Below are 25,511 nucleotides of genomic sequence, written 5' to 3'. Positions count from 1 at the left end.
CTATTCCTCTTTCTTTAGGTCCAAGCGCATAGCGACTTCGTTATTTTCTTTTATAAATCCTGTTTCCTGAAAACCCAAACTAGTCAACAGGTGCTTCATTTTTTCATTTCCAACCACATAATCTGCGATAATATGATTGCAAGTGATATCCATCTGAGCCTTTTTGATCAGAACTTCCACAGCTTTTCGTCCATAACCTCTTCCTTGGTACTGCTGACCAATCATTATCCGCCAGATAAAGTATTCCGCTTCATCCTTATCTATTTCCAACAGGAGAAAACCAACTACAAGCTCATTCCAATAGATTGCCATTGGAAACACATCCCCATTCTCTCGGTAGAGCCATGCGTCAGCTAAAGAGCGGACATTTGGAGACACGAAACGTGCTCGTTCATCAGCTTCAGATATTTTCAAATCCAGCACTGCCTGAAAACTGCTCTCGTCTACTAATTTTATCTCAATCATTTTTGCTCCTAGCAAGATTGCAAAATCAAAACTTGATTTACTTCTTATCTTCTCCCTACTCCCAAACTATCCAGCACCTCCGGATACAACTTGTACTCTGCCTCATGAATGCGAGTTTCAAAACTGTCAATCGTATCATCAGCTAGTCGTGGCACACGCACTTGTTTGATAACCTTTCCTGTATCCACACCTGAATCCACCCAATGAATGGTCACGCCGCTCTCAGCAACGCCAGCATTCCAAGCATCCTCAATCCCATGAGCTCCTGGAAATTCTGGCAAGTAGGCTGGATGAATGTTGATAATCCGACCTTCATAAGCCGCCAATAAGGTTGGCCCAACAATTTTCATGTAGCCTGCTAGACAAACCAAGTCAATCTGGTGCTCTTCCAAGAGTTCGACAATGGCTGCTTCGTAGTCTGCTTTGCTCTCAAACTCCTTGAGTTCAAAAGCATAGGACAGAACGCCGAGCTTGTCTGCACGTTCGAGCACATAGGCGTCACGATGGTCTGAAAAGACAAACTCTACTGGAAATTGTTCCGCTATCACCTGAAAATTTGAGCCATTACCAGAGGCAAAAACCGCTATTTTTTTCATTTGATGATGACACTTTCGTTTTCTTTCTTGACGATGCGACCAATTTCATAGACTGGTTCATCCAACAATTCCTTGACACGACTTACATTTTCAGGGCTAACTGCCAGCATAAGCCCCACACCCATATTGAAGATTTCAAACATTTCTTCATGTTTGATCTGACCGTATTTTTCAAGGGCTTTGAAAATTGGAAGCACGGGAACCTTGTCTTCTTCAATCTCAGCAGCTAGGTCATCTGCAAACATACGAGGGACATTTTCGATAAAGCCACCACCAGTGATGTGGGCAATGCCGTTGACCAACCCTTCCTTGATGAGTGGTAATACAGCCTTGACATAGATACGAGTCGGCTCAAGAAGAACTTCCTTGAGTTTCTTTCCTTCCAATTCTGGCAAGACTTCCTCACCTGTGTAGTCCGCAAAAACACGACGGACGAGAGAGTAACCATTGGAGTGAATCCCACTTGAAGCAAGTCCAAGAAGAACATCTCCTTCAGACACCTTTGAGCCGTCAATGATTTGAGATTTTTCAGCCACACCAACTGCAAAACCAGCCAAGTCATAGTCATCTTCGCCGTACATGCCAGGCATTTCAGCCGTTTCCCCACCAATGAGAGCAGCGCCTGCCTGCACACAACCTTCTGCCACACCAGCAACGACTTGCTCTAGCTTAGCTGGTTCATTCTTCCCTGTCGCTACATAGTCAAGGAAATAGAGGGGCTCCGCACCTGCAGCAATGATATCATTGACACACATGGCCACACAGTCCTGACCGATGGTATCGTGCTTGTCGTACTTGATAGCCAGCATGAGCTTGGTTCCGACACCATCAGTTCCTGAAATCAAGACGGGTTCTTTAACCCCAGTCTTTGAAAGGTCAAACATACCACCAAAGCCACCAAGAGCTCCCATGACACCTGCACGCTCCGTACGAGCCACGTGCTTTTTAATCCGTTCAACAACTTCATAACCCGCTTCAACATCCACGCCCGATTGAGCGTATGCATTTTTATTTGTCATCTATTTATTCCTTTTCTTTTTTTTGGGAAAGACTGCGACGTATTTTTAGATAAACAATTATTTTATCTAAAAATACTAGTCAGGTCTCTAGCTTTGGTTCCATAGGAGAAAGCGTCTACTGACAAATGCTATAGCTTTTAGTCAGTGGTGAGACGTGAAGCATAAGCATTTTTATATTCCCTTTCTTTAATGGAGGATCTATTGTCTATTTGTAAAAACTGGTCTTTTCTTCCAAACTTCTACGATAGTCTTCTTCGTAGTCATATAGAGGTGTTGGGTAATCACCGTCAAAGTAAGCGACACAGAGACCACCATTTGGCGCATCCGTTTCAATACCAATTGACTCAATCAAACCTTCAACAGACAGATAGGTCAGACTGTCCGCACCAATGATTTGGCGAGTTTCTTCAACCGTATGATTGGCCGCAATTAGTTCCTGACGGGTTTGGATATCAATCCCGTAGAAGCATGGATAAGCTAGCGCTGGACTACCAATGGCAACGTGAACCTCAGTCGCACCCGCTTCTTTCAAGAGCTGAACGATCCGACGAGAGGTTGTTCCACGTACAATAGAGTCATCAATCATAACAACACGCTTGCCTTTTACAACGCCAGAAACAGCAGATAGTTTCATCCGTACCCCTTGCTCCCGCAATTCTTGAGTCGGTTGGATAAAGGTACGTTGGGTGTATTGGTTCTTGATGAGGCCCATTTCATTTGGTAGCCCGGACTCTTCCGCAAATCCCATAGCCGCGCTGAGGGAAGAATTGGGCACACCGACCACGATATCCGCCTCATGCTTGAATTCACGCGCCAATTGGGCACCCATACGTTTGCGAGCCGTATGGACATTGACACCGTGGATATTAGAATCCGGGCGGGCAAAATAGATATACTCCATAGAACAAATCGCGAGCTGAGTATCATCCGTATAGCTATCATACTGGATGCCCTTGTCATCAATGATCACAATCTCACCTGGCTTCAAATCACGAATCCACTCTGCACCAATAACCTCAAAAGCACAGGTTTCAGAGGAAACGACTACTGCTCCGTTGGCCATTTTCCCGATAGAAAGCGGACGGAAACCATTGGGGTCAAGAGCCGCAATCAACTTATCTTCAAATAGCAAGATATAAGCAAAGCCACCTTTGACAAGGCTGAGCGCTTCCTTGATTTTTCCCATTAAGTTCGGATTATGACTCCGACGAATGAGATGAGCCAAGATTTCCGAGTCCGAAGTCGCACTGAAAATCGCTCCTCTTTGTTCCAGTTCTTTCTTGAGAGAGGCTGCATTGGTCAGATTTCCATTATGAGCCAAGCCAAACTGCATATCATGAAAACGGAAGAGGAAGGGCTGGATGTTATCTACAGAAGCTTCGCCAGCAGTCGCATAACGCACATGCCCAATCGCACCAGTTCCTGTCAATTTATCTAAGTTAGCAGGATTTCTGAACACTTCTGATAAAAGTCCCATGTCACGATGGCGCTTTAGTTTTCCTTGGTCATTGGAGAGGATTCCTGCCCCCTCCTGACCACGGTGCTGAAGACTGTGTAGACCAAAATAGGTCAATTTGGCTGCATCTGGATGCCCCCAGATACCGAAAACACCACATTCTTCATTAAGAGATTTTACTTCGTATGTCATTTTTTATACCTTTTATTTCCCTGTGAAATAACGCACAGCTGACGCAAACAGGTGCTGGTCTTTATTTCCTGGGATATTTTGGAAAAGACCGTCTTCATAACGTTCTGAGTGTCCCATCTTACCGATGATTTGGCCGTTCTTGCTGGTAATTCCTTCGATGGCATGGACAGAACCATTCGGATTATACTTAGAATCCATACTTGGTTTTCCATCAAAATCAACATATTGGCTGAAAATTTGTCCATTGTCACGGAGTTCAGCGAATTCCTCAGCCGTCACGACAAACTTCCCTTCACCGTGTGAAACAGGAATAGCGTGGATATCACCCACTTGCACCCCAGCCAACCATGGCGAGTTGGTATTGGCAATCCGAGTTTCCACCATCTTGGCTACGTGTTGGTTGGCATCATTGTAGAAAAGGGTTGGGCTAGTACTTTTGGCATCTTCAAAGTTTCCGTATGGAAGAAGACCTGATTTGACCAAAGCTTGGAAGCCGTTACAGATACCGATAATCAAGCCACCACGGGCGATAAAGCTATCAATAGCTGCACGCACTTTTTCATTAAGCAGAATATTAACAATAAACTTGGCTGAACCATCTGGTTCGTCCGCAGCTGAGAAACCACCTGCAAAGAAGAGGATGTTAGCCTTTCCGATGTTGTCAACCATGGTTTCAACTGACTTGACAATGGCTTCTTCATGCAAGGTCACGAATGGTACCAAGTTAACCTCTGCACCTTCTTTTTCGAAGGCCTTAGCTGAGTCATATTCTGAGTTGGTGCCCGGGAAGACTGGGATATAGACTACCGGTTTTTCAACTTTTTCTTTAGCTTGGATTACTGTGTTAGTAGCGACAGCTGGAACTTCTACTAGTTCTTTGGCTTGGGCAAATTCTGTTGGGTAAACTTCTTCCAGTTTTCCTTGGAAGGCACTGTCAAGCTTGTGTCCATCTAGCTTCACACCGTTGACAAGGAGTGTAAAGTCTGCTTTCGTTTGACCGATTCTCTCTACTCCAGCAATTTCTTCAGGAGATGTAAAGACAAATCCACCCAATTGAGCTGTCAAAGCTGTCTCAAGTTCAGGCAAGATCACCTCTGCACCGATATGATTTCCAAAAGTAGCAAGTGCCAAACTTTCAAGCACACCACCGTATTTAACAGCTGAAGCTGCTGTTACTTTGTAAGCCTTTTGAAGGGCTTCAAACTGAGCAAAGTTTTTCTTAATTAAGGCAAAATCAATCTCTGCAGCAAGAGCTTGACCTGGGATGTAGTAGATGTTTTCCCCAGCAACTTTAAATTCTGGAGAGAGCACCTTACGGCTATCTGCTGTTGTCACTCCAAAAGCAACCAAGGTTGGTGGTACGGTCAATTCTTCAAAGGTACCAGACATAGAGTCCTTACCACCGATAGATGGCAAGCCAAGCTGAATCTGAGCTTCGATGGAGCCTAGGAGAGCTGCCACTGGCTGACCAAAACGCTCAGCTTGTTTGTCCATGCGCTCGAAGTACTCTTGATAAGAGAAGCGAGCCTTAGACCAGTTGGCACCCGTAGCAACCAATCGAGCAGTTGCTTCGATCACCGCATAGGCAGCACCGTGGTATGGAGACCATTCTGCTACATATGGATTGAATCCTTGAGCTATGACAGACGCAGTGTGAGTCACTCCGTGTTGAACTGGCAACTTCTGCACAGAAGCCTCAGTTGGTGTGAGTTGGTAGCGACCGCCAAGTGGGTGATTAACCGTAGAGCGTCCAACAGAACAGTCAAAGATAGTCTGTAATCCTTTTTGACTCGCATGGTTGAGGTCAGATAAAACCGTAAGGGTATCTGCTTCAAGTGTGTCAGCAGATGTTTGACGTTCTTCTGGAAGTTTAGCATCCTTGTCTACAACCTTGGCATCAACGACTACGCGCACACCGTTTGTATCAAGGAAACGACGTTCCAAGTCCACGATGGTTTCACCATTCCAGTGCATGACTAGATTTGGTTTTTCAGTCACTGTCGCCACCACAACAGCATCAATATTCTCTTTGTTACATTCAGCAACGAAGGCATCCACATCCTCAGGACGAACCACCACAGCCATCCGTTCTTGAGATTCAGAGATAGCAATTTCTGTGCCATTCAAGCCCTGGTATTTAAGAGGCACCTTGTTAAGGTCAATTTCCAGACCGTCTGCTAATTCACCGATAGCCACACAGACTCCACCAGCACCAAAGTCATTAGATTTCTTGATAAGACGAGTGACATTGCCATTACGGAAGAGGCGCTGAATCTTACGTTCTTCGATGGCATTCCCTTTTTGAACCTCAGCTCCAGCAGTTTCCACAGACTCAACCGTTTGAACCTTAGAAGAGCCCGTCGCACCACCGACACCATCACGTCCAGTCTTACCTCCAAGGAGGATAATGACATCACCCGCTTCCGGTTTTTCACGGACAACATTGCCCTTAGGAGCCGCTCCGACAACAGCACCAAGCTCCATGCGTTTAGCTACAAAGCCTGGGTGGAAGTATTCACGAACGTAGGTTGTTGCAAGCCCAATCTGGTTTCCGTAAGAAGAATAACCATGAGCAGCTGTCTTAGAAATGACTTGTTGTGGCAATTTCCCAGCACGCGTTTCCGAAATCGGTGCTGTAATATCTCCAGCACCTGAGATGCGCATGGCTTGGTAAACATATGAGCGACCTGACAATGGATCACGAATGGCCCCACCGATACAGGTAGCAGCCCCACCAAATGGCTCAATTTCTGTTGGATGGTTGTGGGTTTCATTTTTGAACATAAGGAGCCATGGTTCCTTGACACCATCAACGTCCACTTCAATTTCGACTGAGCAAGCATTGATTTCATCAGACACTTCCATGTCGTCCAAACGTCCATTAGCACGCTCATAACGACCGAAAATAGTGGCCATATCCATCAAGGTTTGTGGTTTTTCCGTACGCCCCAACTCATCACGCATGGCAATATACTTGTCATAGGTTGACTGCAATTGCTTTTGGAATTTAGAAGCTGAAAAGTCGATGTGTTTCAACTCTGTCTCAAAAGTCGTGTGACGGCAGTGGTCAGACCAGTAAGTATCCAAAACCTTGAGTTCGGTCTCAGTTGGAACGCGCCCGATTGACTTAAAGTAGTCTTGGATAAAGAGCAAATCATCCACTTCCATAGCCATCCCTTGTTCAGCCTTGTAGCGCGCAAAATCTTCCGCTGTATAGCTTTCAAAGAAAGTCAATTTAGGAATGGTCTTGTCTGACTCTGAAAATTCCTGCTTGGCAATCCCTGTCGTGATATCCTTGAAACGAGAATCCACTGGGTTGAGCAGATAGTTCTTGACCGCTTCCAACTCAGTCGCATCAATATCTTCATTCACCAAGTAAAGTTGGGCTGTATTAACCGTTACATCACTTGAACTTCCTAGTAAAAGCAAGGCTTCCTGTGAAGATGCTGCACGCTGGTCAAACTGCCCTGGTAGGCTTTCAATGGCAAAGAAAGCATAGTTGGCAAGATCCGCCTGCACAGCCGCTTCGTCCAAAACATGGTCTGTCACCTGCTCAGAGAAGATGTGTTTCTCTGCAGGCGCAAACAAGTCCTCAGCCAAATCAAATACATCATACACTTGCACAATACGAATACTTTTCAAACTTGAAAGTCCCAAGTTGTGCTGGAGTTCTCTAACCAAACTCTCTGACTTGACCTGAAAATCAGCCTTTTTTTCAACAAAAATACGTTTATCCATCAATCCTTATTCCTTTTTTTCAGCTCTTGCAATATTCCTAAACAGCCTTGAGGCTGTTATTTCAATTCCTGCAACTTCTCCCAGACAACTTCGTAAACGTCTGTTAGTTCTCCTAATCCCCTACGGAGTGAAAAGGTCTGGGGGACCTTTTCAGCCTGAGTCCTTTTAGTTGAGAGACGAAGGTTTTCCGTTGCAAACAGATTATTTCAACCCCTGCAACTTTTCCCAGACGATCTCGTAAACATCTGTTAGTTCTCCCAATCCTCTACGGAAAACATCCTTATCCATGTGGTTGCCATCCGCATCCCACAAACGGCAGTTATCTGGTGAAAATTCATCTGCCAAGATAATCTTGCCATCCTTGTCAAAACCGAACTCTAGCTTAAAGTCAATCAACTTAAGCCCAATCTCAGCAAACCAGACCTTCAAAAGTTCATTGATACGACGAGTTTCTTCCTTCAAGTAGGCAATCTGCTGATCATCGGCAATCTGTAGGAATTTCACATGCTCATCATTGATAAATGGATCATCCAAATCATCATTTTTGTAGTAAAATTCGACAATCGGAGTCTCCAAGGCGATTCCTTCGTCTACGCCAAAACGTTTTGAAAAGGAACCAGCAGTATAGTTGCGGAGCACAACTTCCAAAGGAATAATCTTAACATTTTTATTGAGTTGTTCCGTGTCCGAAAGCTTCTCCACAAAGTGAGTCGCCACACCAGCCGCATTTAATTTCTCAAAAATAAAAGATGAAATCTGATTATTCAACACTCCCTTACCTGCAATCTGCTCCTTCTTGACACCATTGAAAGCAGTCGCCTGGTCCTTGTAAGTTGAAATAATAAGATTTTCATCCTCAGTTGTATAGATATCTTTAGCTTTTCCCGAATAGATCAATTGTTTTGACATTTTAAAGTTCGCCTTTCGTATTACTTGAGCACATTCTACCATAAAAAACCTAAAATTACAAGAATTTAACCGAATAAATAACGTATCAACCTCAAAAATCATAAAGAAAAAACTGCAAGAAGGATCTTTCTCACAGTTTTAAAATCATTTAACTCTAAAAATACGAACATTACTCTTTGTTCAAAAATTGATCCAAATAATAACGTAGGTAACTTTTCTTGCCCGTAATCATCTGCAGGCGACCTTCCACCCCATATCGAAGTTTTTCAGCCTGCTCCGAAGTTAGATTAGTCTCCGCCTCGATTTTAAAGAAATTCCCTTTTTCAGTCTTAGTAGCTGTCGCATCAATACTTGTAATAGTAGAATCTAGGAAAAGTTGATTCTTGGCATCATGAGTCGTCGTATAGCGAACAGAATCACCGACCTTGATCCTTGCTACATCCTTTGAACTAAGATAAGCTGTTAGTTTGGCTTTCCCTTCTTTTTCCAAGGACGGATAGAGTTGGGCTAGTAGGGTACCTTCTGCTACCATGGTAGAATCACTGGTCTCAGGATTAAGATGAAGCACCCCATCCTCACTCGCCGTAATTTTCCCCTTGTCTAAAAGATTTCCCTGTACCTTCTTACCTGACTCTGCCTCCAAGATTTTCTGGTCTAGAAGGGTCAATTCCTGACCGACCTTAGCCAAATGTTGGGATTTAAGGGACTCTAATTGATTGCTTAAGCCTGACGCATAGGCTTGCTGGGTACCTGAACCTGCATACTGAACACGGTAAGTAGCAAGACTAGATTCTAACTGAGAAAGCTGTGCTTCAACCTGCGCAACAGCCTGAGATTTAGCTTGCGGATTTTCCTCGCCCTGAGACTTGTAGGACTGGTAGAGAGAGTAGGCTAGATTCTGACTGGCCAAGGAAGCACCTGTTTCAATAGCTGACTTAGCTGTCTGGTAATCGCGAATTTTAGCTTCTGTTTGCCTGATGAGATTGCCGATTTCGGCTTGGGTTTGACTAGCTGCTGCATTCTGGGACGCGATGGTCTCATTTTGTTGCGATGTACTAGCCCTAAGACTAGCCGCTTGGCTGAGATAGTCGCGAAAGGTGGCTTGGTAGCCAAACTTATCCTCCTCTGGAAAGTGGTTCTCCCCTTCTTGCAGACTCTTTTGCAAATACTCCAATTGCTTTTTTTGATCCTTGAGCATGTCCAACTGACTAGCATAGGCCTCCGCTTGGACACCCTCTGCCCCTTCTTGATATTGAACCAACAGTTCTCCCTTTTTAACCAGCTTATTTTCTTCCAAATGATTAACAAGAATGCGATTATTGCTAGTTGACTGGATATTTGCAAGGATACGACTAGGCTCGACAGTAGCTCTAGTAGACAAACTCATCTCCTTCTCTGCAAATATTGCAAAGCCAAGTAAAAACACGAGCAGAAGGGACATGGGGACAATCACCCGACTGGAAAAATTATGGTAACGACGATTATAAAACTCCGCACTTTCTAAAAATTCTGGTTTCATTCTCTCCTCTTTCTAGCTATTCACCAAATGTGCGTAAAAACCACCCTGTGCAAGCAAATCAGCATGTTTTCCTTCTTCAACAATCTTGCCCTGATCCAAAACAACCACCTTCTCTGTCCGCTCTGCAATGGTCAAGCGGTGAGCAATGAAAATCAAGGTCTTGTCTAAAGCCATGAGATTATCGACAATCCGCTTCTCTGTTAAAATATCCAAACTGCTAGTTGCCTCATCCAAAATCAAGACCGGCGCATCTGTCAAGAGAGCACGCGCCAGAGCAATTCTCTGACGTTGACCACCTGAGATCCCTGCCCCATCCGAAGTCAATTCTGTCTGGTAATTCAGTGGCATGCGCTCAATGTCCTCCCGAATCTCTGCCAATTCGACCGCCCGTAAGATATCCTTTTGAGTCGTCCCTTCCTTGGCTCCAAGGAGAAGATTCTCCAAAATCGTTCCGTTAAAGACATAGGGCTGTTGAGGCAGATAGTTAATATACTGGCGCAGAGTCTTTTTATCAATCTGATTGAGATTGACACCACCCAGACTAATCTCTCCCTGACTTGGGTCGTAAAAATTAACCATCATCTTGGCCAAGGTCGTCTTACCTGACCCCGAAATCCCCACAAAAGCCACCTTAGAACCTTGGGGAATGGTCAAATTGATATCTGACAAGACGTCTCGACCATAGCCATACTTGTAGGAAACCTGCTTGAAGGTCATATCTCCCTTCATCAAACTCAAATCCTCAACTGTTTTCTTCTCCTCAAACTCAGAAGCTACCAGATAAACCTCATTCAGACGGTTATTGGCAACCTGCGCTGTCTGAAGCTTGGTTTGCAGATTGATGATATTTTCCAAAGGATTGGTAAAGTAAACAAGCAAGGTATTATAGGTAATCAACTGTCCCAAACTCATCTTGCCATCCATGACCAGAACAGCCCCCATCCAGAGAATGCCGACATTAAGCAAGAGATGGGCAACCTTTTTCAGAGCCTTTTGCTGACTCTCTGCTCGACTATAGGTAAAGGATTTTTTCAGATAATCTACAAATTCCTTGTCAATCTTTTGGTAACGCTGACTTTCACTGGTCAAGGACTTGATAGTTTCAATACCATTGATGTCCTCGATGATAGAAGAAGACAGAACCGCATTGGCTTCCATGGTATCCCGATTCATCTTTTCAAACGGCTTCATAAAAGCAAAGATAATCACTGTGTAGATAGGAAGTGCCAATAAGGTCATGAAAAAGAGATTGGTATTTTGTGAAAATAAAACAAGGGAAATAATGACAACCGTTGACACATCTAGGAAAATCGAAAGAATGGTCGAAGCCAGCGCATCGATGATACTATTAGCATCCGTGAAACGAGACACGATTTCCCCTGTCCTGCGTGTCGCAAAAAAGGACATAGGCAGGTGAAAAACATGCTTGATGTAGGACAAAATCACATCAATCGACAAGCGTTGCCCCAAAACAAGTAAGAGATACTCCTGAGCGTAAGACAAGATCTGCTGGAGAATATAGACGATAACTAGCCCAATAGAAATAATCCCAAGCGTCGAACGCATCTGATCTGGCACATAGGTATCAATGATAGACTGCAGATAATAAGAACCCACAATATTAATCATGGTTACCAAGAGTGTTGCCAAAACGATATTAGCAATCAAGCCACGCTGCTTCACTAATATAGGAATAAAAGAGAGCAGGCCATTCTTTTGATCCTTATGAGGCTTGTAGTCTGGACTAGGTGCCATAAACAGAGTCACTCCTGTCCATTCTTCCGCAAAACGCTCACGTGGCAGTTTGGTCAATTTCACCCCAGGATCTGGGTCGGCAATATGAATGCTATCCTTATCCTGCCCAGTCACCACATAGTAGTGGAGCAATTTTCCTTCCTTAAGCACATGGGCAACAAAAGGAAAAGTCAAATCTGGCAAATCAAAGAGCGTCATATCCGCCTTAATGGCTCGCGTCTCAAAACCAATCTCCTCTGCCACCTTGACCAAGCCCAAAGCCGTCGTCCCATCCATGGTTGTCTTGGCCAATTCTCGCAAGTGAGCCAAATAATAATAGCTACCATAGTAGCCAAAAACCATGGCTAATGAAGCTACACCGCAGTCCATCTGGTCTACCTGAGGACGATAATGCCGTTTACTAAATTTCATATTCATCTCCTTTTTCCTAATACTCAATGAAAATCAAAGAGCAAACTAGGAAGCTAGCCGCAGGTTGCTCAAAGCACGGCTTTGAGGTTGTAGATAGAACTGACGAAGTCAGTAACATCTACACGGCAAGGCGACGTTGACGTGGTTTGAATTTGATTTTCGAAGAGTATAAACTCATCTGATAACAACTATCTTACCCCAATCCCCAAACAAAAACTGGACTTCCTCCCCAAATGCGCCTATCTCCCTCCCAACTGCACTTTTTGGATAAAAAAATAGGCAGAACAAACGTCCTACCTACTAAAAATATGGTATGAAAGGAAATTGATGTTTTACTGTCATCCTAGGCAATCTTGGAACAAATAAATCATTGATAGTAACATTTACGACATCCTATTTATTACTACAATTTCTAATGTCCCTGCTATTTCTAAGCCACCTCTGGTATGACCTATTCCTAGTCAGAATAGATAACACCGTTCTAAATTACGATTCATAGTTACTCCTTTTTTGATTCGTTACTATAAAACACCTATTCCCTATAGAGCATCTACTGCTTCAAATTTATCTATTCTTTTTTTCTTTACTTCTGTATAAAAGAATGAAGACCATCATAAATAATGCAATCGTTGGTATATTGAAACTATCAAACCAAGTAGGTAAAGATACTTTATTCATATCAGCTACTAATCTGATGATGATATAAGACATTGAACTAAGTAATACCATGATTTCAGGCCAAACTTTCAGTATTGATTTAACAAATTTCATATTAAACTCCAATGTGATGCATTCTTAGATTCTACCCTAACCATTTTCAGTGCAGACTAACAAGTCATTCTTAACTGCTCACTCTACTTGCTTTTTATTGACCTTATATCCTAGATAAAAGAGCCCAAATAAAACAGGGTAAATTTCTGGATAAAATAGGGTATTGATTGGATTTTTCAAAATCAAATACGTTGCGATGTAGATTATGAGCGATACGGTAAAATAACCCTCAGCAAAACCTAATAAAAATGTTTTCATGTTAGACTCCTATTTACCTGATAAGAAATGGCGGAAAGTTCTGCCATTCACATGCACAAAATCCCTTTGATTCAGATTCATCATTTATATCTTTGATTATTTTTTGACAAATCTTTGCGAAAAATACCAAAATATCCTGCGAAAAGCAAACCTACCAAAGTCCATTGCCAATTAAAGGATACTAACGAACCTGTACGAATCACATGAAGCGCGACATTAAGAGTTATTCCCAACAAAGGAAATATCGTGGCTAGTTTAGGTAACAATGTATTGAGATTAAGGTTGCGATTATTCATTATCTAACGCCCACGACGAGCCAAATCTGAACCAAATGTGTAACCAGCCCCAAATGCGCCAAATGCAATAGCACTTAGGCCAAATATAATCGAAATAGGTTCAATTCCTCCTTCAATTACTTGCAAATCTTTCTCATCAACTACTTGAAATTTATCCATTCTTTTCTCCTTTACTTCTATATAATAAAATGAATACCATTAAAAACAATGAAATTGTTGGTATATTAAAATCATCAAACCATGTAGGTAAGGGTAGCTTATTCACATCAGCTACCAACCTGATAATTGTATAAGATATTGAACTAAGTAATACCATAAGCTCAGGCCAAATCTTCAACATTAATTTAACAAATTTCATATATATCTACAAAATTATGGTCGATTAGCATAATATCCTGCAGCTATACCCGCACCTGCTGAAACTGTAGCAAGCGCAGCTACACCTCCAATTAATTTCCAACCAATAACTACACCACCAATAATAATTGGTGCAATTCCTCCATCTACATTCATCAACTCTTCTTCTGTAAGAGCTACAAAGTTCTGTTCCATTTTGTCAAAATTTGTCATCTTTTTTCTCCTTTATTTCTATTTTTTAGTTTACGATTTCTGGCTCTTAAACCATTTTAAAAACCAGAATAGATAAATTACTGAATTCCTTTTCGTCTCACTTATCTATTTGAGAAGTGATTTAAAATGAACAGGTAGATTTCATTTATTTTAAATACCATTTGATAAACCATGGCAATAAGATTGGTAAATACATCGCGTAGTCTCCTTCCTTTTCCTCTTACTTATCTATTCGAAAAAAATTTCGAAAATGTACAACTAAATTAAATTTATTTGAAAAATAATTTAATGTACCATGAATAGAAAATTGGTAGATACATGAAGCAAACTCCTTTCCTTTTCCTCTTACCTATCTATTCGAAAAAGAAGTCAAAAAAATAAGAATATCAGAAAATTTTCCGACATTCTTATTGATAAACTCATCCAAGTCTAACAGATATTAGACATTGAGATGTTTTTTAAGGGTTCTTCTGGCTGTCCGTGATACGGGAAAATGCAAGCCTTCTAACAAGGTCACTTCTGTCGCAGTCATCTCTTCAATTGCCTGTAAACTGACTAAAGTATTGCGATTTGCATAGACAAAGTAATCTTTTTCAGCCTTGGCAGCGATATCCTTAAGACTGCCGTAAATGGTCTTGATAGAATGATTGGCATAATAGACCTTGATACGATGGGATTCCACTGAGGTTTCAAAGGCTAAAATCTCATGGTAGGGCAGAGTAAAGCCCCGTCTTCCCTCAAAACTATAGGTGAAGAGACGCATATTTTCCCTCTTGTCCACTGCCAGTACATAGTCCAGACAGCGCTCCAACTGATGACGGTAATCTTCCTCTGGCTGATCCTTGGAAATAAAATCCAAGGCAGACAAGTGATAGCGAAAAGCTAGAGGCAAGGCCTCCGAGTGCGTGGACACAAAGACAATGCTTGTAAAAGGATCCCGCTCCCGAACCTGTTGAGCAACCTGAAAGCCCCGTTCACGTTCTCCATCAATTTCTAAATCCAATAAATAGAGCTGGTAATGATCAAAATACTGAGAATACTTTTCAACGTCCCCATAGTTTTTGGCAATATCAATTTCCAATCTTAAATTGCGAGAGCGACCAATATCTAGTAAAGTCTGCTCTATCCGTCCTTGCTGGACTCTATCGTCTTCCAAAACTAAAATTCTCATTCCTCTCCCCCTCGTTTCTCATCCTTAAATGGCAATTCTAAATCTTGTCTAAAGGTCATCTCTCCTAGCTGAGTATCTAAGTTCAAATCATAATGAAAAACCATGTCCTCCAAGGTTGCTAAGCCCAGTCCACTGTGGTTACCCTTGGTCGAATAACCCTTTTGACTGAGAATGCTGGGATTCAGTTCTTCTTTCTTACGAGTGTTTTCAATGATAAAACGGACACTCCTATCACTTGCCAACAAAGCAACCCGAATCTGCGGATTTTCTGCCTCACTGGCTGCCTCTAAGGCATTGGTCGTGAGGATAGAGAGGATACGGATAGCCTCCAACATCGGCAAAGCCAGCTCTTCTACGACCCCCACCGTCTCCAAACTAAAATGAATTCCTTGCTTATCTGCCACAATCATGGCTTTTGCCAAGGTATTTCGAATGGCTATATCATGGATATTGTGGAGATTAAAAGCTGTGTAATCTGCCTTCCTCAGCTTTTCATTGGTCTTTAGAAAGACATCTTGATAAATGGTAGACACCTCAGCCATATCTTGATTAGCTATAGCAGGCTCCATACTGGCGACAATTCCCGCAAAATCATGACGGAAACCTCGAACCTCATCATAGAGATGACCCAGCTTGTCCACCATCCCTTGCAAGGAACGATTTTCTTCTTCCTGTCTCTGAATGGTTTGCTCATCACGATAAACCTGCTCTAAGTGTCTGATATAAAAGAGCCAGGAGAAAAAGAGAATGAAAATCAGGAGAGAAATGGTCGTGTCAAAGCGAACGTAAAAAGAACTATTTCTATTGGTCATGAACGAAGAGAATATCCTAAATCCAGTCAGAGGTAGGATAATGAAAAAACTCTTACGATAGTGGGTTTTAAAAGTATCTGAAAAGAATAAATCCAAATCCAAAGACCAACGCTTCATAATTTTACAACATAGAAAGATTGATAATAAATCAAATATAGATATATATAAAGTAGAAAACGAATCTACGAAACAACAATGCTCACCAGATAATACACGAATCCAAATTGTCAAAAATAAATAACGAATACTTTGAAAGAAGAGAAAAAGATACAGAGAAAGAAAAAGAGATTCCCCTTTTCCCTTGTGCAATACTAATAAAAAAATACAGTAAAAGTAGATAAGAACTCCTATATGAAATAATTCTCCAAATGTTTGACGAGCAGATAAACTAATTAAAAATATAAGTATCCAATAACGTTTTTTATAAAATTCTGGGGAAATTTGAGCGCCCAAATAAATAGTAGGCACCATGGTTGAAACGACTACCAACAGAATATATAGCACAGAAACTAAGAATTCTAAAATAATCATAGAATAAAACGACTCCTAATTTATTTAAGCGAAATAATATTTATCTCCCCGATACAACTCTCTAGTTTTTCATACTTTCTGAAAAACGATACATCCACAAAAGGCTTTAGTTTCTTTTAAAATACAAGAAATCTAAAGCCTCTTGAAAATGATTTGCACGTTTTATTTTTTATATTCGTTGTGAAGATTGCTTATCTATTTATTTTACCACAAGAACCTTGTAATATTCATACTTATTTGGCTGTGTAATCTTAATTTTTTGACCATAGAAACCATCGATTTCTTTGTCAAAATAATCTGAAAATCCTGATGGCAAGCGTTTCATCTTAAGAATCTCACCGGATTGATCCGCATAGGCTAGAATGTGATAGTGAGTAGTGGTTGCTCCATCATCAATCAGTACAAAGTAACCTGTTTTAAGCTTACCTTGTTCATTTTCTAAATAGTATAGTTTATTGTTATTGATTGTGAAGTAAGTAGACGGAAGTCTAAGTCGTACACCTGGGTCTTCTAGATAAAGATCATTGCCAACTTTTTTGATTTCTGATCTAGTTGTCATCTCTGGAAGTGGTAATACTCTACGACCATCTGCTCCAAAGTAATATCGACCTGGCAGATTTTGGAAATTACGAATAACAGCTTTAGGATCAATTTCTTGTCCTTTTTCTTTATTATCCACTAAAGCTAAGGTTATATTTGCAACATGATCCCCATATTTGTCGGAAAACTTCTTGAACTCAGGTTTGACATACCAAGTGTTTTTAGCCACTATAACATCAGTAAATTTATTCCCATCATATTTTGCTTTAATCAGATATTCATATCCATCGCCTAAACGAACAATATCATCATGTTTATAAGGGCTATCTTGTAAAGTGAACATATGTCCATCCTTGCTGAGAATATAGCCTGTTCCATCACTAGAATTTACAACTCTATCAGAGGCCATTGCACCTGATTGTTCAAAATAATACCAATCACCATTTATGCACTCCCAACCTGTCATCATAGAACCACTAAAATGAAGATAGTACCATGTGTTGCCTTCTTTGTACCAGCCAGTACGCATAGCGCCACTATTAGCTAATGAGTACCAGGTGTTACCTTCCTTATACCAGCCAGTGCGCATGGCACCACTATTTGCGAGTGAGTACCAGGTATTGCCTTCCTTGTACCAGCCTGTGCGCATAGCACCACTATCTGCTAGTGAATACCAAGTATTGCCTTCTTTGAGCCAGCCTGTCTGCATTTTACCAGTGCTGTCAAAATGATACCATGAGCCAGCATTTTGTACCCATTTGTTTTTAGCGAGACTGCCATCTTGAGAAAGATTCCAGTCAGCACCATTTTTAACCCAAGTATCTGCAGCCTGTGCTTGGTTGATAGATAAAAGCAGACCAGCACCTATAAGCAAACCAAGTGTGATAAGTTTAGATTTTTTCATAGCCATTTCCTCCTATATTGAATAGTTATAAAAAGATATTTTTCCATCATAAACATTCTACATAACTCCTAATAATCCTTAAGAGTCAACCAACACCTTCTTTTTATCATCATTGCCCACCCCACACCTTTATGATATACTAAATATAAATATTTTCTTAAAACTTCTACTTTTGGAACATTTTTGGAGGCAAAAATATGCGGTGGGATATTGGTTCAGTTTATAAATACATTCGTAAGTCAAAAGGGATCACACAAAATGAGGTCTGTGGTGACTACATTACTCATTCTAACTTGTCGAAGTTTGAAAATAATCACTCTACTCCTAGGTATGATACTATGGAGTTGCTTTTGAGGCAAATTGATATGAGTTTCGATGAATTTCATTATATTTGTCAACATTACCAAACGGATTCTCGTAAGAAATTATTTTCAGAATATTATCAAGTTATTTCTTCGCCTAATCTAGAAGAAATGAAGACACTGCTATCAAAATGTCAAATTTATCTAGAGGAAGTGCAGAATGATATCCCAATAGAACATGCTGTGAAAGAACTAACCATTTTTATAGAAGTGATTGAAAATCAGTTTTCCGATAAAGCCCAAGCCTTGGCTGAAGAGTTATGGAAAGAATTGGAAAAAAGAGATCAGTGGTTCCTCTCGGATTTACGGTTGTTAGTGATGATTATTTTCCATTTCCCTGTTGATTCACTAGAAATGCTACGTCAAAGACTTGTAAAATCTCTAAATAAATACACAGATTATCGTCCAATTCAAAGTATTCATTACTCCATTCTAGCTAATATGACACGAATGTACCTTGAAGCAGGGAAGAAAGATGCCTGTCTATGCTTAATTCAAGAATGTCTTGATTTAGCAAAAATATTGAAACGATACGATTTATTAGGTGTAGCTCAAGTACGTCTGGGAATTGTTAATGAAGATCATACTATGATTAATAAAGGATTATCCTTACTCGAATCAACAGATGAAAGTCGATTACTAAGAGAAATGAAAAGAGAAGTTAGTGATTATTATCAAGTAGATTTTTTTGAAACAGAGGGCTAATAGTAACTATCATTTTATGAATAAAAGCGAACATGACTTCCTAGAAAACAAAGCTGTTCGCTTTTTCGTTTTACTCTGTCAGACGTCTTATTTCACAACAAAAACATTACCTGTCTTGCCATCGATTTTAACAGTTTGACCGTAGAAACCATCGATTTCTTTATTGATATATTTAGACATATCTGATGGCAATCGTTTCATTTTAAGAATTTCACCAGATTGATCTGCATAGGCTAGAATGTGATGCTGAGTGGTGGTTGCTCCATCATCAATTAATGCAAAGTAACCTGTTTTGAGCTTACCTTTTTCATTTTCTAAATAGTATAGTTTATTGTTATTAATTGTAAAGCGAGCTTCAAGGTAAAGTCGCGAACTTAGATTTTTTAGATATACATCATTACCAACTTTTTCAACCTCTGAATAGGTTGTCATTTCTGGTAAATTTGTTACGCGACGACCATCTGCCCCAAAGTAATATCTGTTTGGTAAATTTTGAAAGTTTTTCACGACAGCTTTAGGATCAATTTCCTGTCCTTGATCTTTATTATCCACTAAAGCTAACATAGTATTAAAAACTATATCACCGTATCTGGAAGAAAATCTTTTGATTTCAGGTTTAATATACCAGGCATTTTTTTCAATAATAATCCCATATTTTCCATGAACGAGGTGATAGTCATAGCCGTCAGACAAAGTAACGATATCTGTAATAATTGTATCATCCAATGGATCTTGTTCAACCTGACTTGGAAGTTTGGTTAACATATAACCATCCTTACCAATGACATAACTTTCCCCATCACTGGCTGGAACAGCTCTATCTGCGACCATAGCACCTGAGTTTTCAAAGTAAGACCATTGACCATTTACAGTCGCCCATCCTGTTGCCATAGCGCCACTGTCTTTGAGGTAGTACCAAGTAGACCCTTCTTTGTACCAACCTGTACGCATAGCACCACTATTTGCGAGTGAGTACCAGGTGTTACCTTCCTTGTACCAGCCAGTACGCATAGCGCCACTATCTGCTAGTGAGTACCAAGTATTGCCATCTTTGAGCCAACCTGTCTGCATTTTACCAGAACCGTCAAAGTGGTACCAAGAACCTGCGTTTTGTACCCATTTGTTTTTAGCGAGACTGCCATCTTGTGAAAGATTCCAGTCAGCACCATTTTTAACCCAAGTATCTGCAGCCTGTGCTTGATTGATAGACAAAAGTAGACCAGCACCTGCAAGTAAACCAAGTGTGAGTAATTTAGATTTTTTCATAGCCATTTCCTCCTAAAATAGATAAATCCAAAGTAAGAAAATCCAATAGAAACGAAGTCAAAATAGAACTCCTAAAATTTCCAAGAACAAAAGATAGAGACTAGCTTATCAAAAGTACATAGCCATCACCTTCCCCCAACTATAAAATAAATCCTTTTTTTATATCTACATTATAGTCCTGTAAAAAAGGAAAGTCAATTAAAATTGTGATTATATTAACATTTTTTGTTCTAACAGAAATCAATTGATATTTTCATTTGATCTTCATTTCTTATCTCCTTTTTGGAGATTGATTTTTCTGATTTCATTATAGCCCTTATTTCTCCTCAGATTTCTACTGTCCCTAGAAAGACTAAATCTGTTCCTAAACGGTCACTTGAACCAAAGAAAAATTCCAAAGCAAATGCCTTGGAACTTCTTATCTTTATTTTCCTTGAATGATTTTAACCACATCTCCTACACTTTGGAGTTGGTCAATTTCCTCATCGCTGATTTCGATATTAAATTCATCTTCCAGTGTCAAGATAAACTCCATCAAGTCAACTGAGTCAGCATCCAAATCGTCTTTCAGACTCAAGGATTCTGTCACGACAAAGTCCTCTCCCTGTCGCTCTTGGATAATGGTCACAATACGGTCAAAAATTTCTTTTTCTGTCATCTCTTTTATTCTCCTGAAAATTCACGCGCAGTCTGAGCAACTACGTCTGTTTCTAGCATGGTACGAATCTGGCGGATTGTACTATAAACAGCCTTGGCATCACTTGAGCCATGTGTCTTGACAACTGGTGCCTTGACACCAAACAAGACCGCTCCACCAACATCTGAGTAGTTGAGCTGTTTTTTCAAACCTCTGAGGCTATCCTTGAGAAGGAGGGCGCCTAGTTTCGCTCGAAGACCACCACCTGTAATAGCTGTCTTGAGCAAGCCCATAATTCCCATGGCTGTCCCTTCAATGGACTTGAGCACAGCGTTTCCCGTGAAACCATCTGCCACGACAACATCCGCAATGCCATTCATCAAATCACGCGCTTCCACGTTTCCGATAAAGTTTAAACTTTCATCAGCTGCTAGTAATTCGTAAGTTTCCTTACGAAGCGGGTCGCCCTTACTACTCTCTGTTCCGTTATTGAGCAAGCCAACGCGTGGTTGCGCAATTCCACGGACATTTTTAGCATAGAAGGAACCTAGAACAGCGTATTGATGGAGGTGCTGGGCTGTATTTTCTGCATTAGCACCGAGGTCCAACATGTCAAACCCCTTCCCATCTACAGTCGGCAAAGTTGACATAAGCCCAGGACGGTCGATATTCTTGATACGACCCACGATGAAGAATCCTGCCGCTAGTAAAGCACCTGTATTCCCAGCCGATAGGACAGCATCTGCCTCTCCATCTTTGACAGCCTTGGCCGCCAAGACCATACTGGCATTTTTCTTCTTCCGAATAGCTCTCGTAGGTTCATCGTCTGAATCAATCTTCTCATCCGTATGGATAATGCTGACGCGCTCTGTCGCTGTCAGATATTGCTTGATTTTAGCTTCATCTCCGTAGAGTTGAACCTCGATATCTGAAAAGTCAGCTAGGGCTTGATTGACACCCTCAACGATGGCCTGAGGTGCGTAATCGCCTCCCATGGCATCTACTGCGATTTTTTTCATTTCTTTTCCTCTTTTAGTAATTGTCCCCAGTCTGCTAGGGAATCAATAAATTTCTTTGATTTTAGGTGAATCCCAACGTACTCTTCATAGAGTTGATCCATAAATTGGCGTAGCTCTTGCTTGATTTCAGGCTTGAGCGAAATGGTCTCCAAAGTCTCAAAATCAATGGCTTGAAATTGATTGAGCAGATAAGGGATATTGGGATTGAGATGGCAACGTCTCTCATCTTCATGATAATGCTCTGGACAGAGGCAGGCTCCATATTTGAAAGAAAAATCAAAAGCCTGACCGACCCGATGACAAAAGACACACTCATTAAAATTGAGACTAATCCCAAATCGAGTCAAGATTTGGATTTCAAAAATATTGGTCAAGACCTGATAATCCAACCCCTCTTCCATCAACTCCAAAGTCTTTTGCAAAAAAGCAAACAAGGGGGCATCTTGCTGATTGTCCTGCAAACTAGCATCTGCAAGAGCTGCCACATAGGTCGCATAAGCCATGACAAAGAGGTCACTATTAATCTTGGGAAAAGTCATCACCTCATGATAGTCCTCGATGTAACTAAGCCCATCATCATTGATTCGCAAGAGAAATCGTGCCAGCACTAAAGGCTGAATAACAGGTGCCAGCTTAGACTGACCAGCGTGCTTGACGAAAAACATCCGCTTACCAGCCTGCTCTGTAAAAATCTTGACTAGCTTATCATCCTCACGAAAGTTACGATTGTAGAGCACCAAGCCTTGACTCGTGATAGACTGAATCATGCTTCTCTCATGTACTCCTCAAGTCGTTTCATGGCTTCTTTGATAGTCTCCATGCTGGCTGCATAAGATAGGCGAACATAACCTTCCCCGTAACGCCCAAAGGCTGCACCAGGGATAAAGGCAACAGCCTTCTTCTGAGCAAAATCCTTCAGAAAAGCGAAAGAATCTTGATTATATCCTGCTGGAATCTTAGCAAAGATATAAAAGGCACCGTCTGGTTTGATAATCTCAAAACCAAGAGCAGTCATTTTCTCGATAATATAATCTCGACGCTGGATGTATTCCTTCTTCATAGGTTCCGCATCATTTTTACCAGCCGTCAAGGCTTCTACCGCAGCATGTTGAGCCATAGTATTTGCGGCAGTAACCAAGTACTGGTGACTCTTAATCAACTGAGCTGTAAAGGCTGCAGGAGCGAAAATCAGTCCCAAACGCCAACCTGTCATGGCATGTGATTTAGATAGACCATTGATAATAATAGCCTGATCTCTCAACATGGTTCCCAGAGATACATGGGCTTCCCCTGTGTAGGTCAACTCTGAGTAAACCTCATCACAGACAACAAAAATCTCATACTTGCGTAAAACGTCTGCCAAGGCTTCCAACTGCTCCCGACTATAAGTAATTCCTGTCGGATTAGCTGGATAGTTGAGAATAACCGCCTTGAGCTTGTCACCTTGCTCCAAAATGGCCTTCTCCAACATCTCAGGAGTCAAGACAAAACCATTTTCAGTTGTGTCAATCTCGACAATCTCTGCCCCAACTAGATTGACAATTGGCTCATAACCCGGATAAGCAGGAGCTGGCAAGAGCACCTTGTCTCCCTCTTCCAAAATAGCTGTCAAAGTAGCAGATAAAGCCTCTGTCGCCCCAATTGTAACCAAGATTTCATTTTCAGGAGCATAGTCCAGTTGGTACTTTTCCTTAACAAAGTCACTGGCTGCCTGACGTAGAGTCAGCAGACCACTCATCCCTGTATAGTAGGATTTGTTCTGATCAATCGCTCGCTTGGCCGCCTCCTTGACATGATCTGGCGTTGTAAAATCAGGCTCCCCCAAGGTCAAACGCAAAACCCCAGGAATCTCAGAAATAGCCTGGTCAAACTGACGAATCAACGAAACTTGAATCTTATCTAACTGTTTATTAAAGCGCTTAGTTAAGTCCATAGATACCTCCTACTTTCAAAACGTATCTCTATTATACTACAAAAGCCCCCCGACCGCAAAAATACATTAGAGAATAGCTTTCCACTTTCTATTTTACTTTTCCTCTTTACAGGTCTATAATGGTAACAGATTCTATTTGGAGGTTTTTATGTCATTTCTATCAAAAAATGGAGCAGGCATCTTGGCCTGCCTTCTGATTTCAATCGTATCTTGGTATCTGGGCGGATTCTTCCCTGTTATTGGCGCACCCGTTTTTGCGATTTTTATGGGCATGCTCCTACATCCCTTTCTCTCGTCATATAAACAACTGGATGCTGGATTGACCTTTAGTTCTAAAAAATTGCTCCAGTATGCTGTTATCTTGCTTGGTTTTGGTCTCAATATCTCACAAGTCTTCGCAGTCGGACAATCTTCACTCCCTGTCATCCTGTCCACCATTTCAATAGCCTTGATTGTTGCCTTCCTCTTCCAGCGTTTCTTTGCACTGGACACAAAACTGGCTACCTTGATTGGAGTAGGTTCTTCTATCTGCGGGGGCTCTGCTATTGCAGCGACAGCGCCTGTTATTCATGCAAAGGAAAAAGAAGTAGCCCAAGCCATTTCCGTTATCTTTTTCTTCAATGTCTTGGCTGCGCTCATCTTTCCAACTATAGGCACCTGGCTTCACTTATCAAATGACGGCTTCGCCCTCTTTGCAGGGACTGCGGTCAATGACACTTCCTCTGTAACGGCTACCGCCAGCGCCTGGGACAGTCTCTACCAGACCAATACTCTCGAATCCGCAACCATTGTCAAACTCACACGAACCCTAGCTATCATCCCCATCACTCTCTTTCTCTCCTACTGGCAAAGTCGCCAACAAGAAAATAAGCAAGGATTGCAACTGAAAAAAGTCTTCCCACTTTTTATCCTCTACTTCATCCTTGCATCTCTCCTAACCACCCTACTGACCTCTCTCGGTGTGTCCAGTAGCTTCTTTACTCCTCTCAAACAACTCTCCAAATTCCTCATTATCATGGCCATGAGTGCTATCGGTCTCAAAACAAATCTGGTTGCTATGGTCAAATCCAGTGGAAAATCCATTGTTCTCGGAGCTATTTGCTGGATTGCCATCATTCTCACCAGTCTCGGTATGCAGACCCTTATCGGCATTTTCTAACACAAAAGGTAGCCCACCAGCTACCTTTTCTTATGCTTCCTCAATCAAGCGAGTATGTTCTCTCTTGATACAGCGATTCATCACGATGTCATCGCATCCACCAGCACGCAAGATTTCTTCCGCTTCTAGACTTTCAAGTCCCAGCTGTGCCCAAAAAATCTTAGCATCAGCCTTGAGAAAATCACGCGCCACATCTGGCAGAAACTCACTTCGACGGTAAACATTGACAATATCTACAGGAAAAGGAATTTCATCGAGGCTGGCATAAGCCTTTTCACCCAAAATCTCACCACCTGCAGCCTTGGGATTGACAGGGATGATTTTATAACCTCGAGCCTGCATTTCCTTGGTCACTCGATTGCTGGTTGTTTCCTCACGGTCAGACAGGCCCACCACAGCAAGGGTTTTACTCGTTGCCAGATACTGACGAATCACACCATCACTTGGATTGATAAATTCTTGACTCATAGAAATCCTCCTTTTTCATCAGTATAACACAATTTGAAAAGGCTTGCAT

25 protein-coding genes are annotated in these 25,511 nt (G+C 41.4%); 2 read left to right on the top strand and 23 right to left on the bottom strand.

What is annotated here, in order from left to right; all coding sequences use genetic code 11:
• From TZ90_RS00245 to TZ90_RS00165, 17 genes are all read right to left on the bottom strand, one after another.
• Entirely contained in the window at positions 1-465 is a 465-nt protein-coding gene (locus tag TZ90_RS00245; RefSeq protein ID WP_045610814.1) for a GNAT family N-acetyltransferase, read from the bottom strand.
• Between the two features lie 44 nt (positions 466-509).
• Positions 510-1,061: a phosphoribosylglycinamide formyltransferase gene (gene purN / locus TZ90_RS00240; protein WP_045610812.1), complete on the bottom strand. Its 552-nt coding sequence runs from the start codon at positions 1,059-1,061 to the stop codon at positions 510-512.
• Complete coding sequence (gene purM, locus TZ90_RS00235) at positions 1,058-2,080, bottom strand: phosphoribosylformylglycinamidine cyclo-ligase (protein WP_045610811.1); 1,023 nt, start codon at positions 2,078-2,080, stop codon at positions 1,058-1,060. Before purM ends, purN begins: the two co-directional genes overlap by 4 nt.
• 205 nt (positions 2,081-2,285) lie before the next feature.
• Positions 2,286-3,728: an amidophosphoribosyltransferase gene (gene purF / locus TZ90_RS00230; protein ID WP_020903300.1), complete on the bottom strand. Its 1,443-nt coding sequence runs from the start codon at positions 3,726-3,728 to the stop codon at positions 2,286-2,288.
• A gap of 12 nt (positions 3,729-3,740) precedes the next feature.
• Entirely contained in the window at positions 3,741-7,466 is a 3,726-nt protein-coding gene (locus TZ90_RS00225; protein WP_045610809.1) for a phosphoribosylformylglycinamidine synthase, read from the bottom strand.
• Positions 7,467-7,522: 56 nt separating this feature from the next.
• Complete coding sequence (locus TZ90_RS10645) at positions 7,523-7,666, bottom strand: phosphoribosylaminoimidazolesuccinocarboxamide synthase (protein ID WP_080890703.1); 144 nt, start codon at positions 7,664-7,666, stop codon at positions 7,523-7,525.
• 1 nt (position 7,667) lies between these two features.
• Positions 7,668-8,375, bottom strand: coding sequence for a phosphoribosylaminoimidazolesuccinocarboxamide synthase (purC, locus tag TZ90_RS00220; RefSeq protein ID WP_045610807.1), 708 nt, complete (start codon positions 8,373-8,375; stop codon positions 7,668-7,670).
• A gap of 169 nt (positions 8,376-8,544) precedes the next feature.
• Positions 8,545-9,894, bottom strand: a complete 1,350-nt coding sequence (gene comB / locus TZ90_RS00215; RefSeq protein WP_045610806.1) for a competence pheromone export protein ComB — start codon at positions 9,892-9,894, stop codon at positions 8,545-8,547.
• A 12-nt stretch (positions 9,895-9,906) separates the two neighbouring features.
• Positions 9,907-12,060: a peptide cleavage/export ABC transporter ComA gene (comA, locus tag TZ90_RS00210; protein ID WP_045610805.1), complete on the bottom strand. Its 2,154-nt coding sequence runs from the start codon at positions 12,058-12,060 to the stop codon at positions 9,907-9,909.
• Positions 12,061-12,624: 564 nt separating this feature from the next.
• Positions 12,625-12,831 carry a hypothetical protein gene (locus TZ90_RS00200; protein WP_045610803.1) on the bottom strand — a complete coding sequence of 69 codons (207 nt, stop codon included), beginning with the start codon at positions 12,829-12,831 and terminating at the stop codon, positions 12,625-12,627.
• Positions 12,832-12,909: 78 nt separating this feature from the next.
• The gene (locus tag TZ90_RS00195) at positions 12,910-13,089 is read right to left on the bottom strand and encodes a hypothetical protein (protein WP_000846993.1); all 180 of its coding nucleotides are present in this window, start codon (positions 13,087-13,089) and stop codon (positions 12,910-12,912) included.
• Positions 13,090-13,169: 80 nt separating this feature from the next.
• Positions 13,170-13,385, bottom strand: a complete 216-nt coding sequence (locus TZ90_RS10435; RefSeq protein WP_080550793.1) for a bacteriocin immunity protein — start codon at positions 13,383-13,385, stop codon at positions 13,170-13,172.
• A 3-nt stretch (positions 13,386-13,388) separates the two neighbouring features.
• Positions 13,389-13,544 carry a smi_0061 family bacteriocin-like peptide gene (locus TZ90_RS00190; RefSeq protein WP_000357248.1) on the bottom strand — a complete coding sequence of 52 codons (156 nt, stop codon included), beginning with the start codon at positions 13,542-13,544 and terminating at the stop codon, positions 13,389-13,391.
• Positions 13,545-13,757: 213 nt separating this feature from the next.
• Positions 13,758-13,955 carry a class IIb bacteriocin, lactobin A/cerein 7B family gene (locus tag TZ90_RS00180; RefSeq protein WP_000180825.1) on the bottom strand — a complete coding sequence of 66 codons (198 nt, stop codon included), beginning with the start codon at positions 13,953-13,955 and terminating at the stop codon, positions 13,758-13,760.
• Positions 13,956-14,394: 439 nt separating this feature from the next.
• Positions 14,395-15,126 carry a response regulator transcription factor gene (locus TZ90_RS00175; protein ID WP_001221869.1) on the bottom strand — a complete coding sequence of 244 codons (732 nt, stop codon included), beginning with the start codon at positions 15,124-15,126 and terminating at the stop codon, positions 14,395-14,397.
• Complete coding sequence (locus TZ90_RS10425; protein ID WP_235285488.1) at positions 15,123-15,938, bottom strand: GHKL domain-containing protein; 816 nt, start codon at positions 15,936-15,938, stop codon at positions 15,123-15,125. Before TZ90_RS10425 ends, TZ90_RS00175 begins: the two co-directional genes overlap by 4 nt.
• Positions 15,939-16,668: 730 nt before the next feature.
• The gene (locus TZ90_RS00165) at positions 16,669-17,913 is read right to left on the bottom strand and encodes an N-acetylmuramoyl-L-alanine amidase family protein (RefSeq protein ID WP_045610798.1); all 1,245 of its coding nucleotides are present in this window, start codon (positions 17,911-17,913) and stop codon (positions 16,669-16,671) included.
• Between the two features lie 197 nt (positions 17,914-18,110).
• Between TZ90_RS00165 and TZ90_RS00160 the strand changes: the two genes are divergently transcribed.
• Positions 18,111-18,980, top strand: a complete 870-nt coding sequence (locus tag TZ90_RS00160; RefSeq protein WP_045610796.1) for a helix-turn-helix domain-containing protein — start codon at positions 18,111-18,113, stop codon at positions 18,978-18,980.
• A gap of 87 nt (positions 18,981-19,067) precedes the next feature.
• On the opposite strand, the gene TZ90_RS00155 is transcribed toward TZ90_RS00160, so the two are convergent.
• The 5 genes from TZ90_RS00155 to TZ90_RS00135 form a co-directional block, all read right to left on the bottom strand.
• Positions 19,068-20,246, bottom strand: a complete 1,179-nt coding sequence (locus tag TZ90_RS00155) for an N-acetylmuramoyl-L-alanine amidase family protein (RefSeq protein WP_045610794.1) — start codon at positions 20,244-20,246, stop codon at positions 19,068-19,070.
• Between the two features lie 424 nt (positions 20,247-20,670).
• On the bottom strand, positions 20,671-20,904 hold the full coding sequence (locus tag TZ90_RS00150; RefSeq protein ID WP_000136446.1) for an acyl carrier protein: 234 nt from the start codon (positions 20,902-20,904) through the stop codon (positions 20,671-20,673).
• 5 nt (positions 20,905-20,909) lie between these two features.
• Positions 20,910-21,902, bottom strand: a complete 993-nt coding sequence (gene plsX, locus TZ90_RS00145) for a phosphate acyltransferase PlsX (RefSeq protein WP_045610792.1) — start codon at positions 21,900-21,902, stop codon at positions 20,910-20,912.
• Entirely contained in the window at positions 21,899-22,669 is a 771-nt protein-coding gene (gene recO / locus TZ90_RS00140) for a DNA repair protein RecO (protein ID WP_033686080.1), read from the bottom strand. The genes plsX and recO overlap by 4 nt, the downstream gene beginning before the upstream one ends.
• The gene (locus TZ90_RS00135) at positions 22,666-23,835 is read right to left on the bottom strand and encodes a pyridoxal phosphate-dependent aminotransferase (protein ID WP_045610790.1); all 1,170 of its coding nucleotides are present in this window, start codon (positions 23,833-23,835) and stop codon (positions 22,666-22,668) included. Before TZ90_RS00135 ends, recO begins: the two co-directional genes overlap by 4 nt.
• A gap of 148 nt (positions 23,836-23,983) precedes the next feature.
• Here TZ90_RS00135 and TZ90_RS00130 point away from each other — a divergent pair, with 148 nt between their 5' ends.
• On the top strand, positions 23,984-24,994 hold the full coding sequence (locus tag TZ90_RS00130; protein WP_045610789.1) for a YeiH family protein: 1,011 nt from the start codon (positions 23,984-23,986) through the stop codon (positions 24,992-24,994).
• Between the two features lie 30 nt (positions 24,995-25,024).
• On the opposite strand, the gene TZ90_RS00125 is transcribed toward TZ90_RS00130, so the two are convergent.
• The gene (locus TZ90_RS00125) at positions 25,025-25,462 is read right to left on the bottom strand and encodes a CoA-binding protein (protein ID WP_045610787.1); all 438 of its coding nucleotides are present in this window, start codon (positions 25,460-25,462) and stop codon (positions 25,025-25,027) included.
• Positions 25,463-25,511 lie beyond the last annotated feature (49 nt).

Origin of the sequence: Streptococcus mitis, assembly GCF_000960005.1 — a bacterium.
GTDB classification, from domain to species: domain Bacteria; phylum Bacillota; class Bacilli; order Lactobacillales; family Streptococcaceae; genus Streptococcus; species Streptococcus mitis_CK.
The sequence above is the reverse complement of the archived record's forward strand: the minus strand, read 5'-3'. Positions and strand labels throughout refer to the sequence as shown.